The 15993-nt window shown below is 42.8% G+C and carries 6 protein-coding genes; 1 reads left to right on the forward strand and 5 read right to left on the reverse strand.

Going from position 1 to position 15993, the window contains the following annotated elements; genetic code table 11:
• Nucleotides 1-6: 6 nt before the first annotated feature.
• From Q0P86_RS15030 to Q0P86_RS15045, 4 genes are all read right to left on the reverse strand, one after another.
• Nucleotides 7-1635 carry a glycosyltransferase gene (locus tag Q0P86_RS15030; RefSeq protein WP_295040572.1) on the reverse strand — a complete coding sequence of 543 codons (1629 nt, stop codon included), beginning with the start codon at nucleotides 1633-1635 and terminating at the stop codon, nucleotides 7-9.
• 32 nt (nucleotides 1636-1667) lie between these two features.
• A complete protein-coding gene (locus Q0P86_RS15035) occupies nucleotides 1668-2405 on the reverse strand; it encodes a hypothetical protein (RefSeq protein WP_295040574.1) in 738 nt (245 codons plus the stop codon).
• Between the two features lie 9 nt (nucleotides 2406-2414).
• Nucleotides 2415-12290, reverse strand: a complete 9876-nt coding sequence (locus Q0P86_RS15040) for a neuraminidase-like domain-containing protein (protein WP_295040576.1) — start codon at nucleotides 12288-12290, stop codon at nucleotides 2415-2417.
• Between the two features lie 240 nt (nucleotides 12291-12530).
• Complete coding sequence (locus Q0P86_RS15045; protein ID WP_295040578.1) at nucleotides 12531-13310, reverse strand: DUF6261 family protein; 780 nt, start codon at nucleotides 13308-13310, stop codon at nucleotides 12531-12533.
• Between the two features lie 756 nt (nucleotides 13311-14066).
• Here Q0P86_RS15045 and Q0P86_RS15050 point away from each other — a divergent pair.
• Nucleotides 14067-15746: an AIPR family protein gene (locus tag Q0P86_RS15050; RefSeq protein WP_295040580.1), complete on the forward strand. Its 1680-nt coding sequence runs from the start codon at nucleotides 14067-14069 to the stop codon at nucleotides 15744-15746.
• 65 nt (nucleotides 15747-15811) lie between these two features.
• On the opposite strand, the gene Q0P86_RS15055 is transcribed toward Q0P86_RS15050, so the two are convergent.
• The coding region (locus Q0P86_RS15055; RefSeq protein ID WP_295040582.1) for a hypothetical protein at nucleotides 15812-15993 on the reverse strand (182 nt) is incomplete at its 5' end.

A 15993-nucleotide genomic window follows, 5' to 3' on the forward strand; every position in this document is an offset into this window, starting at 1 on the left:
CCGTTTTTAGGCTATTTTTTTAGAAAAATGTTCCACACTTAGCTCAGAAGAGCCCAAAATTTCCTGAATAATTTTATATCCAGTCTTAATTGATATATTTTGGAACGCAGGTTCTTTGGCATCTTCGTCTTCAAGCACATGGAAGACTTCACTTAGTTTATCCAGTTTCGCCTCTAAACGGTAATCCGACGTCACCCTGTTTATTGCGTCTAGCAGCGTATTCGGGTTTACGTTCGCCATAGACAGCATGTTGTCTATGCCGAGATACTTCAAGCGAAGGGCGTTGTCGATTTGGTCTTTGCCCAATGGATTTATAACAAATTTGCGGTTGAAATACACGCATTCCTTGATTGTAGCAAGACCACCGTGGATTATGGCGCATTTAATATCGCCCTCTTCAAGCAATTTTCGCTGAGGCACCCAACTGGCAATAAGAATTTTAGACTTGTCGTAATTCTTCCATTCAGGGCTGTTTACCAATTTGGAACCGGCGGCGACAATCAGGAAGCAATCCTTTAATTGCGGAGATTGCATCGCCTTGCACATGGAATGGAAAAGATTCTTGGCTTTGTCCTCGTAATCCAACACTTGGGAACCAGCAGAAACAAAGATGATATTTTCTTTCGCGATATACCGAGGCCAGTTAATAGGTTCTCCTTCGGAGTCAATGGTTGGCACGGAGGATGAAAGTTCCTTTGTAATACAGGGATCAACATAATGAACGAGAAAACCATGTTTATAATGGTCATATTCATATTCTCTCGGACAAGGAATCAATTCATCGAAAGTTTCCAACGGTTGGGTAAACTGCTGCAAGGTCATTTTCGGCGCATCGGTCGAGATTATGCCTTCTGTGGCCATATTTATAATCTTGTGCAGTTCATGTCTTGAGAACGATTGCAAGTTTACCCTGGCACGGATGGCCGGGTCATCTTGCGGGTGCCTCAGATAGGTGGTCGAAATGACAAAGTTTAGGTCTGCTCGTGGAGTCCATTCTTCTTCAGGTTCTTCATCCCCAGCATCTTCGTTTTCGAATTCGACGTCGTTCTCTACGCCATCCCCTTCATTCTGAGATTCACCGCCTTCATTTTCGTTGCCATCCCCCTCGGTTTCTTCCTCTTCGTTCTTTCTCTCAAGGCCATAAATCCAGTAAAGGAGTAGAGTCTCTAACGAAGTGAAATAACCCGATACGACGATATTTGGGTTCGATTGGGTCCATGCCATCCAAATAGACTTGGCATCTTCTATCAAATCCCTGCTAGGCATCCTAGCACCGCTTGGAAGGTTAAATTCAATATTTGAATCAACTACATCGCCATTTTCGTCACTCAGTTCAAAATACTGGCTATAAAGAATGGCCCAGATATGCCATGTTTTCCAACGCTCGTTAGGGTCGCTGGAACTTTCCGTGGTGTAGCCCTTGGGATACATATTCTGGAATATCGGGAGAAATTCATATTTTGCAGAAGATGCATTATCTTCCTTATAGGAGTTTATGATACCTTTACAATCAAGTATTCCCATGTATCTTACGGTATGCCCCGCACTGTGCAAAGCATCAGCCCATTTCAACGTGGGCAACCAGTGTCCCTGTTCCTTGTAAACATCGGGCCAGAAGAGGACGCGTTTGAGCATTGTTGATTCTCCTAAAAGTTTATCGCAAACAACTATTGCAGTTTCTTTATTTCAATTTCAAACAAATTGTCTAAACATTTTTTTTCAAGCACACTGCAATCACCCTTTTTTACCCAAAGTTTATATACATTACTTTTATACTCCATAACCCCTTGAACGCCAAGTGAAACATCATTTGTAACATTTTGCCAATTTTGCAAAGATAATTGCTGTGATAGATTTTTCCTAAAATCGTACGAACTTTCATTTGTGATAAATTGAGTTGAGTACAAAAAACTCAGGGAGTTAGACGCAGTATAATTCCACTCAATCGTCACTCCAAGAGAAAGAAATAATGGTTTGACCATTAATTCGCCAAATTCTTCTATGTCACCATAAAGATAATTTTTTTCTTGTTTTGTCACTGTTGCTGAAAGAATTTGCGTTTCGGACACATAAACCAATTCCACTGTCAAAGTGCTAGAATCTTCAAGTGTTTTGATGTAAGTTGAAGATCCTGAAGGTGTCTTTGACTTTACAAAACCGAATGAACCCAAGGCTTCATCATAGGCGCTATATTCCTCGTTTGAAAAACTTTGCCCAACAACAACGCAGCCTCCATTTCCATCGTTGATATAATTAATTGTTGAACTTGGTAAATATTTGTTCGCTAAAGCACATGTTGATGTTGTTGGTTTGGTTGGATTTGCTCCAGTACTAGAATCAGAGGAACAAGCCACGATTAAAAATGAAGATATACCGAAAATGGTTGAAAAGATATTTCTTCTCATAACAACTCCTTAGGAAATTTTTGCGGTGAAACTTATGTAAAGAATAACATCGTCAATTGAATTCAGATTGTCAGCTTCACCTATAGTCAAATTCCATGATGAATCTAATCCTGCACCTTCAAACGATGTATATTTTTCTGTTTTGAAATTGAAATCAAACTTTCCACAATCGGAATTCGCCATTCCCGTAGCGAATGTACAAATCCCAATTCTGTTTTGGATTTCATAGTCGTTATATTTCAACGTGTTACTTTCAAGAGTCAGTTTCGCGTTCAAAGCAAGACCATGAAAATCAGGGGCAACAACACGCAAACGAACATCGTGGATACGGCAGAACGAAATACCTAGTTTAGAACAAATATCACTAGAATTGATATCGAAAGAACAATTACTCAGAGTACTCAGAATTAATGTGCCATCTGCATCATCAGCAATATTTTTTATTTTTCGTAGACTGATGGGCCAAGTAATCTCTTGTTCCCGTTTATCATTCTCAAGATAGGCTACTTCCATGGCGTGCAAGTCTGCAATCAGTCTGTCGGCAGAGAGCAAGCCACTATATGCACCATCCCAGTAGCTATTGCTAATGAACGATTTTGCGTTACCCATGTCGGTATCGCCGATTTCGAAGTGGTAACACTTTTCCGCCATCTTGGCAACTTTCGTAGTCAGCTTACACATGGTCTTGGAAAGTTTTGTCATCTGCTTTACAAGCCATTCGTGCAAATCCTTATTCGTAAACTTGTCGCAAAGGAATTCGTACTCTTCCTCATCACGTTCAAGTTCCTTTTCGAAGAGTTCCTGTTCCTTTTCGTTGCGTTGCTGACGAATCGTATTGATAAGGATTTGCTTTTCTGTCTGGTCTATTTCGTTTGTCGCAATAGATTCTTCGAAGGATTCTTCTTCTGTTGCCTTCTTTTCTTCGCCCTTGGCTTTCTGTTGTAAAGCAGCGGCTTCGCGCTCCATCGCTTTCGACAGATAGCTTTCGGCCATGGTAATAGCCGCTTCGCCAAGTTTACGACCTCCGTATGCGGCCATGTGGAAGTCAATACCACCGAACGCATTCACAATGCCACCGGCATCAAGATCCGGAATACTGTACATTGCGGATGCAATGCGTTTTGCAGATTCAACTTTCTCGCGAAGATCTGCAACTTTCTGCATGGTTTTAGCGTATCCGTTTTCAAAGTCGGTTTTGAGCTTTTCAATATTAGACTTATGGTGTTCCTGTTTTTTGGTTTTCTTTTCCTTTTCAACTTCCAGCGAAGAGGCTTCCGTTTCGAGTTCCTTCATCTGGATTTCGAAAATATTTTGCGAAAGCTTCTTGGCCGCAATGCGGTGTTGCATACGCAATTGCGCTAGGGCCTCGGAATCCTTGTCCTTCAAGGCTTGAAGCAAAGTTTCTTGCATGTTGCGCAAATCGCGAGCAATTTCCAAGGCCTTAGCTACAATGACCTTGAAACGATAGTGCGGCAGTGCGGCTCCGGCATCAGCAAGAATGTCACTGATGGAAATTCCTGCTGCCCTAGCCTTTACAAGCATTCCCGGGTCTATTGGCGGAGCAAACAACGCAAGCGTTCTCTTTACACCCTCGATGTTCAGGCTATTGCGAATCTTGTAGAGTCTATCCGCCACCGTTTCCCAGAACGTCATCAGGTTCTCGTTACGCGGAACATTGAAATAGAATGTCTGCTTCGAAATATTTGCAATCAAGGATGTCCTATAAGGATACTTGTTTTGATAGGTGTCCCTGTCGCGAATACGCCCAATCAACATGGAATCTTCGTATTCAAGGAGCGAGTTTGCCCAATCAAGATTCCCGTCTTTTCCAGCGTCATCAATCAAATCATCTGCAGTTTTGATTTTACCTATCAACGGATCTGGGGCTTCCGCGCTCTTCGGGCCAAGAATATCCGCCGCCATGATATAGAACTGTATGGCAAGATTTACGGATTCCGTGGTATCTTGCGTGAAGAGTTCGTCGCCACGGGCAATAAGCGTGTTCAGGTATTTCATGACCACGAATTTCTGGTAAGCCACCAGGCGCTGTTTTGCAATCAAGTGCGGTTCGAAGGGGTCGAACTTCCACTGTTCTATCAAACACTGCAAGTCTTTTTTCTTCTGCGAATTATCGGATTCTTCTAGAACGGCAAGCGATTCTAGAATAGTCTTGTCGGCATCAGGGTTTGCATAGAACGGTAGGAAACGCCAATACTGAGCTCCAGAGGGCAAGTCATCTGCCCAGCGGGCGATTTTTTCTGGTCCTTCTTTTTTGCCTTGCGGGTCGAATACCAACTGTAGCCATTCTAGAGCAGCTTCGTATTTTTCCTCCGCAATCAATTTGTCGGCAATCCGCACGGGAACATAGAAAAACAATTCCCAGTTATAAATGCCGTTGGGAGAATTCCACGAGAAATCTACATAGGGCGCAGGATAAGGCTTTGTCACATGATATGTCGGGCAATAATTACTTTCGAAGAAGGATTGTCCCATATCCCATGCGGCCCAGTCACCCGCGATGTGATAGCCGATTGCGGAACCGAAATAGTAATTGTAGCCGGAATACATGGTATAGTAGCTTTGGACTTTTTCCAAAGCCTGTATTCCCCTAGTGTGCAGTTCCTTCTTTCCGCCATTACGGTACTGGTTAAAGAATTCATCCATGATGGGGTGAGACATCAAAATGAATTCATAAACACGCTTGTTTCCTTTATTGGCCTTCGGGCAAACAAAATAAGTGTTTGTCGAATCCATATAGAAGAACGGCAAGTCGCTAACATGACCGGTTTCATCTTCAGGATTATAGAAATCCATATTTACAGGCAGAATTCGAAAATCTTTTTGAGCAGATAAGATTTCCTTTTGTTTGTATACAAGAGGCTGTTTTCCATTGGAGAACCAATAATTGTGTTTAAGAAAGCAACTCGCTGGAGAAAACAAATATACACCAGTTCCACGAGAATCACCATAATGCCCCATACTATCAAGCGATAAGGCTTTTATATCCGTTCTGGATTCGTCTTTTCCATCACTCGAAAGAAGAAAAATTCCTAGCACGCTAATTCGTTGAGAACCCAATTCTCCAAAATCACGTACTTCAATACATTGCTGAATTTGTGTATCATTGGTGACAGTAACAAATTTTATAACGTTTCTTGTTGTTTCACCATTGTTTTGCATCGCTTGATATATGTTTTTGAGATGGTTATAGAACTCGTTTTGGGTTCTGGCATATTCGATATCGCATTGCTGAAGAAGAATTTCATAATCGGACGCATTAAATTGATCCAGCAATGTTCTAAATACACGTATACGAATATTCCCATTATCTTGATCCAATTTGAAATGGTATCTATCGCCAATAGACTCATTAGGAGGCAGTTGAAAATTTAATGGATCTATAGATGTGTCGTATAATACACTTTTCGTCGTTTTAACACCAAGCCATTTATTTCCATTAAAACAAGTCCAAGCAATCTTGATTTCTACATAAAATTCAAGTTGAGGAACGCTTACCCCATCCGTTACACCCGAATTCAATTGCCTTTGTCCCTGCATAAACTGAGGCCACGCCAGATAAAGGCGACCATTCATCAACTGGGGGAATACCACATCACCTGTGATGTCTGCCTCAATTAATTCCCATGGAGACCACGTCCCTCTAGTATTCTTTTTCGCGAAGTACTTACGGTAATAGTAACGATGTGGCTCGCCACGAGTTCTGCCGATAATATGCAGCGTATAGACGGTTTCCCCGTTCGGGTCGCCATCTTCCTTGCAACAGCCCACAATTTCAAGGTTAGCTGTTTCACGCATCTTCTCCAGGTATTCTGCATAGATGCGTTCCATGTCGTCACTGTCGCCACCCACTTCTTGCAGGCGTTCTTCCAGTTCGGTGAAGAACGAACTCTTGTCGTCACGCAGACTAACATCAAGCCAGTTCTCAGGATAGAGGAATACTTTGCGGTTTGCCACCCAAACTTGATAGTTCTTCATCCATTCCCACTGGGAAAGAGCCGAATCGCTGAACAAGTTCGCCCCATCAACGGTCTGCCCTTCCAAGCCAAGCTGACAACGTTGAACAAACAACTGCAAACACGCATTTGCCTGAACAATGCGCGACATGGACATATCAGGTTCCATGAGGACATCGATCAAGTAATATGCGTAAAGGTCATTCGTATTCAAGAACGATTGCGGATATTTTTTGGGGGTAGTCTGAGATTCCCAGCAAACAAATCCCGCCAATGCATCCCTGCGTTCCTTGCGGATTTCGTCACTTACGCCCTGAATGAACTTATGCCATTCGGATTCACTGTAATTGGCGTTCAAGTTGTCGTTCAGTTCCTGAACGGCATTTTCAAGTTTTTCAAAGTTATCGCCGCCTGATAAATCCGATTTAGTCAATTCGATGAAGAGATTCTCCAGTATTTCCGGAGTAGTGAATGTTTTAAGATAAAGCTGATAAACCTTGAAGAATTTATGCCAGCAATCTATGCTATTCCAGCCGCATTCCTTGTCCCAATCAAACACTTCTACGGTTTGACCTTCCTGCTCTATCTCAATTAAATTACTGTCTTCGAAGGCATAAACATAGCACCGTTCAAAGACATCTTGCGGAACAAGCAGAAGTTTTTTCAAATCTCTCAATGTTTCTATGGGCGTATTCGATGAATCTTCATCTACAGGCGGAACGGCTGCATACGAGTATTCTTTGTTGCCAAAAGCATCCGAAACAGAGTAGGCCTCAATCAAGGATTCAAACACAGAATACGGAGTAATATTTGACAAAAGATACAATCTTTCATCTTTATCAATAATTTGGTAATTAAACAATTCATTCCAATCGGTCCACCCGAAACCTAATGCAAGTCCGGTTTCTGCATCGATTGAATTCAAAACATAGTCGGAAACATATTGATAAAGAATATTCGCTTTGTATAGAGCATAATATGCAACATAGTCAATTTCGCTTGTTGTTGCCTGAGACCTTGTACTAGGCCAAAGAGTATTTTTTACACGATTGGTCCACACTTCAATAGCCGCTGTAGCGACTTTGACCAGCAATGCCTTGAATGCGTCTTGTGCTCTTTCATCAGCCGCAATCCCGAATTCCTGCGACAGCATTGTATAAACTTGTTTTTCTATCCAAACGGGCTTTAGATATCCGTAGAATTTATATAGTCGCTGAATTGGCGTTTTTTGCTCATCAAGGACATCCTCAATTTGTTCAGAATCCTCTTGTAAAACGTCATTCAACCAACTTTCTAGGTTCGTTCGAACCGTCAAATCATCTTCATCAATTGGTAAAAGCGCTTGTGAAATCAAATCAATATAAGGAACATCCTCATATCCCAATGACAATAGTATTTTGCTACAGGCATCCTTGTATGCAATAACGTAATTTGCATAGTGATCGATTTCAGATTCTTCTTCCTGCTCTTCGCCCTCTTGAAGCTCTTCATTCCTTGTTTGTTCCTGTGAGGGCTCTGTTCCGTCAGGATAATCGTTTAGTTCATCCTTTTCATCAATTTTTACAGCGTTCCACGACTCCGCAATAGATGTGTATAAAGAGCCTAGTACGATTTCATCGGAGCCATCCTTTTGAGAGACACCCATAAACGCTTCGGCCTTTTTCGTGACGGAATCATCCGGCTTACGAATTAGGTCTTCAATCACGGATATTGGCAGGGATGTTCCCTGGCATTTACGAATCGCCATAGAGAAGTCCCTAACATCATCTAGAGAACCGAGTCCCGCATCCTGCAATAGATAAAGTTCATCGGCTGTCAGGTTATGTTTTTGAGCAAATGTACCATAGCGGTAAACATAGTTCAATCCGTTCAGAAATTTTTCGTGTTGCTCATGCGCTTCGTTCGTCGATACTCCAGTGAATATTCCACTTTGCTCCAAGAAATAAAGGACATCTTCTTTTTTCAGGGATAAACAACTTGCAGCAGCCTTTGCAATATCGTTTTCAATGTATTCGTCGTCGTATTTTTCAATTTTTGCAGCATCTTCCAAATCTTTCGGTTCGCGATAACGTTTGAAAAGGACAGGAACATCAAATACGGTCTCCAGCTCATCTTCAGTTAACGCAAATCCATACCAGGCAAGGGAATTGAGCGGGGTTATGCCAAAACGCACCACCATTTCCTGGACGCGGTCCCAATTACACAGAGGGTCTTCCGCATACGGGAAAGACGCATTTTCGGGAGTTCCTTCATCGGACTCCTTGCGATTCAATTCATCATAACGCAAGGCAATATCCGCAAAGTTCCAGCCAAGTAAACGACGGAAGCGAATGAAAGCCGCCAATTCAATGAAGAAATTCCTTAGGCGATCACCGCTTACAGACTCGTCGCCATTCCTGTTGTTTTCTTCAATGGTTTCCTCAAAAAGAACATAGTCATTGATATCTGCTAATTGATATTGTAAAGCATCGGGGCAATAGTAATTGACATGGTATCTGGCTAAAGGCGGGAGGGCGAGGAGTTCCTGCAATTCCTTGAACGTGATTCCGGCACGGTCTAAAAGAATTGAAACATGTCTAAGGATGTCATCCCAATCCATATTTTTCAGATACGGTGTCGGACGACTCGGATTATCCATCTTGTATTCCGACTTATCCGGGAAATAGACATTGTTATTCTTTTGCGTTAAGCCCCAAGAAGTCCATGGCTCGCTGAAATTTTCCTTGAACAATATTTTGTGCAAAAGTTCGTCAGCAAAGAGACTATTTTTCTCCGTCGCCTCGCGACCAAGGCTTTCCGACATACTATAGAATGTAAGTGGAATATTCGCCAGCAACTTTGTCGCTTTCGTCCTGTAAGTGTTCAGGGGGAGCATTGCCGGATAGGCATGAGTCATCAGTTTCTGATTGGCGACTGTCTGTCGAGTTTCCCCTTCACTGTCTTTTTCCCATTTTAAAGGTTCTGCGCGCAAACTGGCAACCGTTGCGCTGGACGGAGTCTGGTTAGCAACAATATCAGCCTTTGTTTGGTTGTCATGGCCTGCAAGACATTCAAGCAATTCGTTTACCAAGTCGATTGTTGGCATAGCAACTTCGGCGTTGGCTTTGGTCAATTCCAGGTTTAGAAGATCCGAACGGCGTTCATGGAATCTTTTGTAGGGATCTTCGTTCGCCTTGAAGAAATTCAGCAAATCTACAAAGTAGGCAGACGCACTCAATACGGACTGGCCCTCGGTGGCTCCGTTCCTATTGATGTTTCCAAAAAGGTTCTTCCATGTAGGAGAAATTGCGGCAGGGATTCTTGGTAGGGCTACATTTGAGCGAGTTGCTTCGCCTCGCGTCAAACCACCCGCAGCCATAAGCGTCAGGTTCGGAGTCACGCCGCGCGAAGTGGGTGGCAACATCTTGCCGTTTTCGTTCAGGTTTCTGTGGAACTGACCAATTGTAAACGTAGCCTCGGCCATAAAGCTTTTGGCAACTCTATGTATTTGCGTCGCCTGTTCTTTTGTGCCAATTCCAAGGGCGTGCTCTGCAACAAAATAGTCCTCGTCAAGTTGAGCTATAGATGTAGCTGATTCAAAACCATTGTTAATGAGATAGGCGACCGCATCAACATCGTCCGTCAAGCGGAAAATGCGCTGCAAAATATGGAGTTTTTTCAAATTATCACCGGTTATTTTGCTTGCGAATTCATGCTCAAGTTCATATTTCTTTGAGTCATGGTCTGTGAGGCTGAATCCTTCCCAATATGAAGTCTTTAATGTATTCAAAAGGCCTGACCACGTGCTAGGCAATGCTGATGATAGCTTGTTGTAAAGATTGTATTGAGGAAACCAGGATTCAATTAAATCCATCAATCTTTTGACATAAAGAGTCTTTTGTTCGTCCTCAGAATTGCCCGGGAATTCATGGGGTAAAGCAAGCGAATCTTTTGGATAATACAGTTTGAAACGCGATGATGTTTCATCAACAATTTGTTCCCATCCAGCTTTTGACAATGACAGCAATTGTTTCATTTCTGTCATGTTTGTTTGTGTTGTGATCCAATAGAATGCTGCTGTTATAAAGTCTCCGTACCATTCACCAAAATCGCACAAGTCAATTAACAGTTTAAGTCTGCCCCAATCAAAGGTGTTTATGTCTTGTCCTGTAGCAGGATTCGGCTCGTTCCACTCAGAAGGAATGGCGTGTTCTAAATCCGCAAGCATTTCGCGGTAGTCACAACCCGCTTTGTAGTAGGCATCCATCAGGAAATCAATTTTTTCAGACTGTTGCGAACTGATTCCATTTAGATTTATACGAGCGGTTTTGGGAAGATTTGTTTTTTCATCCAAAATAATCTGTTGCGGTAGATCTCCAGTTACATATAAGAAAAATACATGATATGGAGAGAATGGGTCGTCCATTTCTGCAATAACTTTAGACGACTTTGTCGCAGTCTCCCAAAGAGCCAACATATCGCCAGTTTCTACATCGGATGCAGAAATATAGTTGCTCGCAGACGCATCAAACAACGCTGTTTGCAGAGCAGGCTTTGCAATATTTACAAGGTCATCAAGACTTTCGACAAGTTCCTGGTATGTGAGCGCAAAAATTCCCTGGGCGTATTTTTGGGGAGAAAATTCATTTTCAGTTTTCTCAAGCCTGCCAAGCAAGCCATAGTAAAGGCTATACGCAAGGAAATATGCCCTGACTTCTTTGTCGGTGCGATGTTCGCGCCCTACCACTAGCGGGAATTCATCTACATTCTTCAAGAAATCGTCAATCTTGTTACGTCTATCCGTTAAATAGGTTGAACCACTGGTTACCGTTTCACGATATATCGCAAGTAAACTATCCAATTCTTCAAATAGAGACTGTCTGTCTTTGGTTGACGATGTATCGAGTTCAAAATCAATCCGTTGTTCCCGTTTCCCGTTAAAAACGAGCGGCTTGAAAATTGTAGTCTTGGGTGTTGGCACTCCTGTTTCGTAAACTTCTAGTTTTGCGTATAAAGACACCTTATCCTTGCCAAAAGCATCTTCTGCATCCAACAGAAGCCCCTGTGGCAATATTTCGGGATTATAGGAAATAGAATATTCACCGTTTTCGGCAGTTTGCTGAAAATTTCCTAATTCTTGATGAACGAAAGTTCCGGTCGGATGATTGTTGATGTCCGTGATGTCGTAATGCAGACAATATGCCGTAATTTTCACGCCTGAAACGGGGCGGCCCAGTTTGTTTACTACAGAACCATAAATTCTGCAAGAACCATCCGGAATTACGATATCGCCCGATTCGACCTTTATGTTGATGAATTCACGGGCAGAAGCGATTGCCGGACCGGCCTGGTTCGCAACATTCACGCCGTCAGCGGAATAAACTCGGACAAGAAGGTTTGGACTGGTTATAGAAGTATCGCCCTGTTGAAATTGGGCCTTAGTGTAGCTTACGGAATAAAAACCAACAGCATTGAGTTGGCAAAAGCCTAAATCCCGCGGAGCACCATTGCGGACATCGAAAACCTTGACATAGCCGTTTGTAAACGGCACTTTGGACGAATAATAAACATTTCCGCAAACGGTCCAGTTCTCGTTTATGTCGCCATTGACAACGATATCGCCCATGTATAATTCATGCGGGGGTGTAGTATATATGCATGACATCCACAAGGGATTGTATTCGTAATCAGTCACACGGATTTGCAAGGTAGGGTAATCAGCTTCAGGGGAGCCAACCTCTTGAAAACGGTCCTTATGAAAGACAAGTTCAAATGCCCCCGTATTGGAGTCTATGTCCGATTCAGCAATCCATTGCCAACCACCTTGGGGAAACATATGGTATGCCAAAATGCGACCTTGATTGTGGAACACGGTTCCGTCTGCATTGTGAATCGTGCCGCGAACAAACCAAAGGTTGGGGTCTTGAGACATAGGGACTTCTTTGAAGTGATATTTTTACACTATTTTACAAATAGTAATATAATCAATTTTATGAACAACGGAAAAATCCTTACTAAAAATTTACGAAAATATTGCAATTTATAGAGTTGGTTGTCTTTTTTTCAAAATTTAACCGTTTTCGACAAAACGCCATAATTTTAAGCAAAAAAAAATCCTGTCTGATAATCCGATCAGGCAGGAGATTCGTTGTTCATGTCTTGTATTTGATTGCTATGCGGCATTTTCCTCGTCCTTCGTTTCGGTGGGGATTTCGATTACTGCCGTTTCGGGTGTTTCCGGAGTCACGGTAATCTTGCCCCTTCCCTTGCGAAGTTTCAGGTGGGCCTTCTTATGGTCGATGTGGCTGTTCACGGCCTTGACAAACTGCGAGCAACCTTCATCGCTTTCGAGGGTCGCCTTGCCGATGGCAAGTGTCGCCACGAGGTTGAACGCATCCAGGCACCGTTCTCGGTAGACCTTGTTGGCTCCGGTTTCCCTGGCGGCGAGTTCCCTGTTGCGGGTCTGTACGGCGGCCAGGTAGTCGTTGTTCTTGCGTTCAAGGTTTTCGAGCCAGGGCTTGAACCCGCAGGCATCCAGTTTGGCATCGCCGATAGCCTTGAGGCTGCTGACGATGTTCGTGAAGATACCCGTGGACTGGTCCTGATTGTGGTAGACCGGGTCGGCGTTCTCGGCGAAAATCTTGCGGAGCTTTTCGCCGGTGGCAACGACATCCTTGTCGGCAAGGCTCTTGAGGCTCTTGGCAAAGTTGCGGCAGGCGGCGTATGCGGCGTTGCGTTCCTTGTCAAGGCGGCTCACCACGCTTGCCGCGGTCTCGTCGACATCTACTTCAATGAGGTTCGCATATTCGGTTACGGCCTTGCGGTAGGCTTCGATGGACGGGCGGATTTCTTCGCCGGTGATGCTTGCTGTCAGTTCGACGATGTTCTTGTGGAGTCCAAGGAATTCGTCGTTGCGGAGTCTGTTGTAGCAGATGGTGTTGATTTTCATCATGATGCTATCCTCGTTTTGAAGGTTGCCGGTTTCAGTTTGCGAAAGGCTTTCCAAGCGCCTTTCACGAGATTAGATGTGCTGGTTGCGGAACCAGTTGCGTCAGTTTTGTACAAGTTCGTAGCACATTTGACGCCTTTGGCGTCCGTGGCTACGGCTCGGAAATAAAAATATACGAGTATATTTTTGCTTCACTCACCTTGCACACTTTTGTCTTGTTTTTGTAAAAGCATACTTTGTTTGTTAAAGCCGCTTTACAAAAGGCGCGAAAGTGCTCCTACAAGTGTTTTCGCGGCCTTGTTCTGGAATAAAACCGCTTCTACAAAAGTTCAAGCACGATTGTTCACGGACAAAAGTGCTTCTACAAAAGTAGAAGCACCATTGCAAACGGTCAAAGCCGCTTGTATAAAAGTTCAAGGGCTTTTGCTCACGGACAAAACGGCTCCTACAAATGTCCAAGCGTTTATACACAAGTGACAAAGGCGCTCCCGCAAAAGTTGGAGCACCTTTGCATACGAGCAAAAGTGCTTCTACAAATGTTCAAGTGCTTTCGCACATGAACAAAATGGCTACAACAAAAATATAAGCGCCTTTGCTCACGGACAAAGCCATTTTTACAAAAGTAGGCCCCTCTTGGTGTTAAATCATACCACCTCTACCGGTCCAACGGTCTTCTTTTGGCATTATATAGCGATGTCGAGGTGTTGACATTCTCACTAAAATAGTTTATTTTATAAATTAGTTAAGGAAACATAAATAATGGACATTGCCAAGCAGATTGTGGATCAACGAATTCTTGGGCTTATCAAAGAGAACCCGGGTATTTTTACGGAATCCGAGGAAAAGAACATTTCCAAGGCGTTTCTCATGTTGGGCGTGTCCGCGTATTTGGACCTTGACATTCCTGACACGCTACAGTACATTACGGAAGGGCGGAATGATGGCGGTTTTGACGCAGCCTATATTGTTGATGGTGCGGACATGCAGCTTAACGTCATCCTTTTCCAATCCAAGTATACCCGAAATTTGGACAATGATACAAACTTCCCAGCGAATGCGGTCGAAAAGGCCGTCAATACGGTAAAATGCGTGTTCGACCCATCCGCGCACATAGTTTTAAACGAACAAAGTCAAACAAAAGTCAACGAGATCCGCTCTCTCATTCTTGACGGCCACATTCCATACGTGACTTTCGTCATGCTAAACAACGGCTTGAAATGGGATGAAACGGGTGATAGCTACATCAAGAACACCTTTGGCAATCAACCCCAAGTAAAATTTGTTCACTACAACCATACAGACATTGTAAAATACGTAACAAGCCCTAAAAAAATAAATACGCAACTAACCTTGTCTGGTGCGGCAATCCAAGAAAACTTTAATTACAAACGGGTCATTCTCGGAAAGATTCCCGTAACAGAGGTTTTCTCTCTTTTTGAACAATATGGCGATTCTCTCTTAGAAAAGAATATTCGTCGATACTTGGGAAAGAATGCAGTCAACAACGGGATTGTAGAGACGCTTCTTGACGCCCAAAAGAAGCAGAATTTCTTTTTTTACAACAATGGGTTGACGCTGGTTTGCGAAAAATTTGCATATAATGGATTGCAACAATCCAACTGGATTGTGAAGCTAGATTCACTGCAAATAATCAATGGTGGCCAGACCTGTAAAACGATATACCAAACCATAAAGGAAAATCCAGCATTGGATTTTTCCCAGATCTTTGTACTCGTTCGAATCTACGAACTTAGCGATGACGAACAGACGATAAGAGATATTACTTACGCCACCAACAGTCAAAACCCTGTTGATCTTAGGGATTTAAAAGCCAACGATGAAAAGCAAACCTTGTTAGAAAAAGGGGCTGCCGAATTAGGATTCACATACAGACGCAAGCGTGATTATAGTACTGCGATAAACGCAATCCCATCAACAGTCGCGGCGGAATCTATTCTTTCTGTATGGCGTAACAAACCTCATATAGCAAGGTATAGAAAGAACGACCTTTTTGGTAGCTATTTTAATGAAATTTTTGGTGATGTGAATGCGGCTCAGATGATTGTCGCTGTGCAAATTTTCAGATATTGTGATGCGATAAGGAAACATCATTCCGGCGAACCCAATTGTGATGCGATTAGACCGTTTGAAACACACTTTATGTCTAACATTGTGGGTAAATTGCTTCTAGAACAGAAACAGATTGAATACAAGAATATTGACCATAAAAATTTTTACGACATACTTTCGTTCTTTGATGAGAATAAACAAAATTTAACTACACTCGGTGAAACCCTTCTCTACAAAATGCTTAGCGAGTATTTTCAGAAAGAAGTTATCAACGAACTTGACGGAAGAACTATTGCGACTGCATTCAGACGCTACGATTTGCTCGAGCGATACATAACAAATCCCACTTGGTGGAATTCTCACAAATAGAATAAAATTGAATCAGTATAATAAAGACGAGTGAAGAAATTCTTCATTCGTCTTTAATTTAAAAACTAATCTATTTCGCAAAGAAATTCTGTTGGTGAATCGTTCCAAGGTTTCGCTTGATAACTTTTTGAATATACGGTATAATTATTTTCAATTGCCTTACTGAATATTCCGGCCAGAAAAAACGGTAGTGTCCGGAATGGAGGAAACTGCAATACCGACTTCAAGGAAACCATTTTGATAGTTC

Source organism: uncultured Fibrobacter sp., assembly GCF_946062555.1.
Lineage (GTDB): Bacteria > Fibrobacterota > Fibrobacteria > Fibrobacterales > Fibrobacteraceae > Fibrobacter.

Coding starts and splice junctions, on each gene's coding strand:
- Q0P86_RS15040 (WP_295040576.1), bottom strand. CDS start 12,290: ATGTCTCAAGACCCCAACCTTTGGTTTGTTCGCGGCACGATTCACAAT.
- Q0P86_RS15045 (WP_295040578.1), bottom strand. CDS start 13,310: ATGATGAAAATCAACACCATCTGCTACAACAGACTCCGCAACGACGAA.
- Q0P86_RS15030 (WP_295040572.1), bottom strand. CDS start 1,635: ATGCTCAAACGCGTCCTCTTCTGGCCCGATGTTTACAAGGAACAGGGA.
- Q0P86_RS15050 (WP_295040580.1), top strand. CDS start 14,067: ATGGACATTGCCAAGCAGATTGTGGATCAACGAATTCTTGGGCTTATC.
- Q0P86_RS15035 (WP_295040574.1), bottom strand. CDS start 2,405: ATGAGAAGAAATATCTTTTCAACCATTTTCGGTATATCTTCATTTTTA.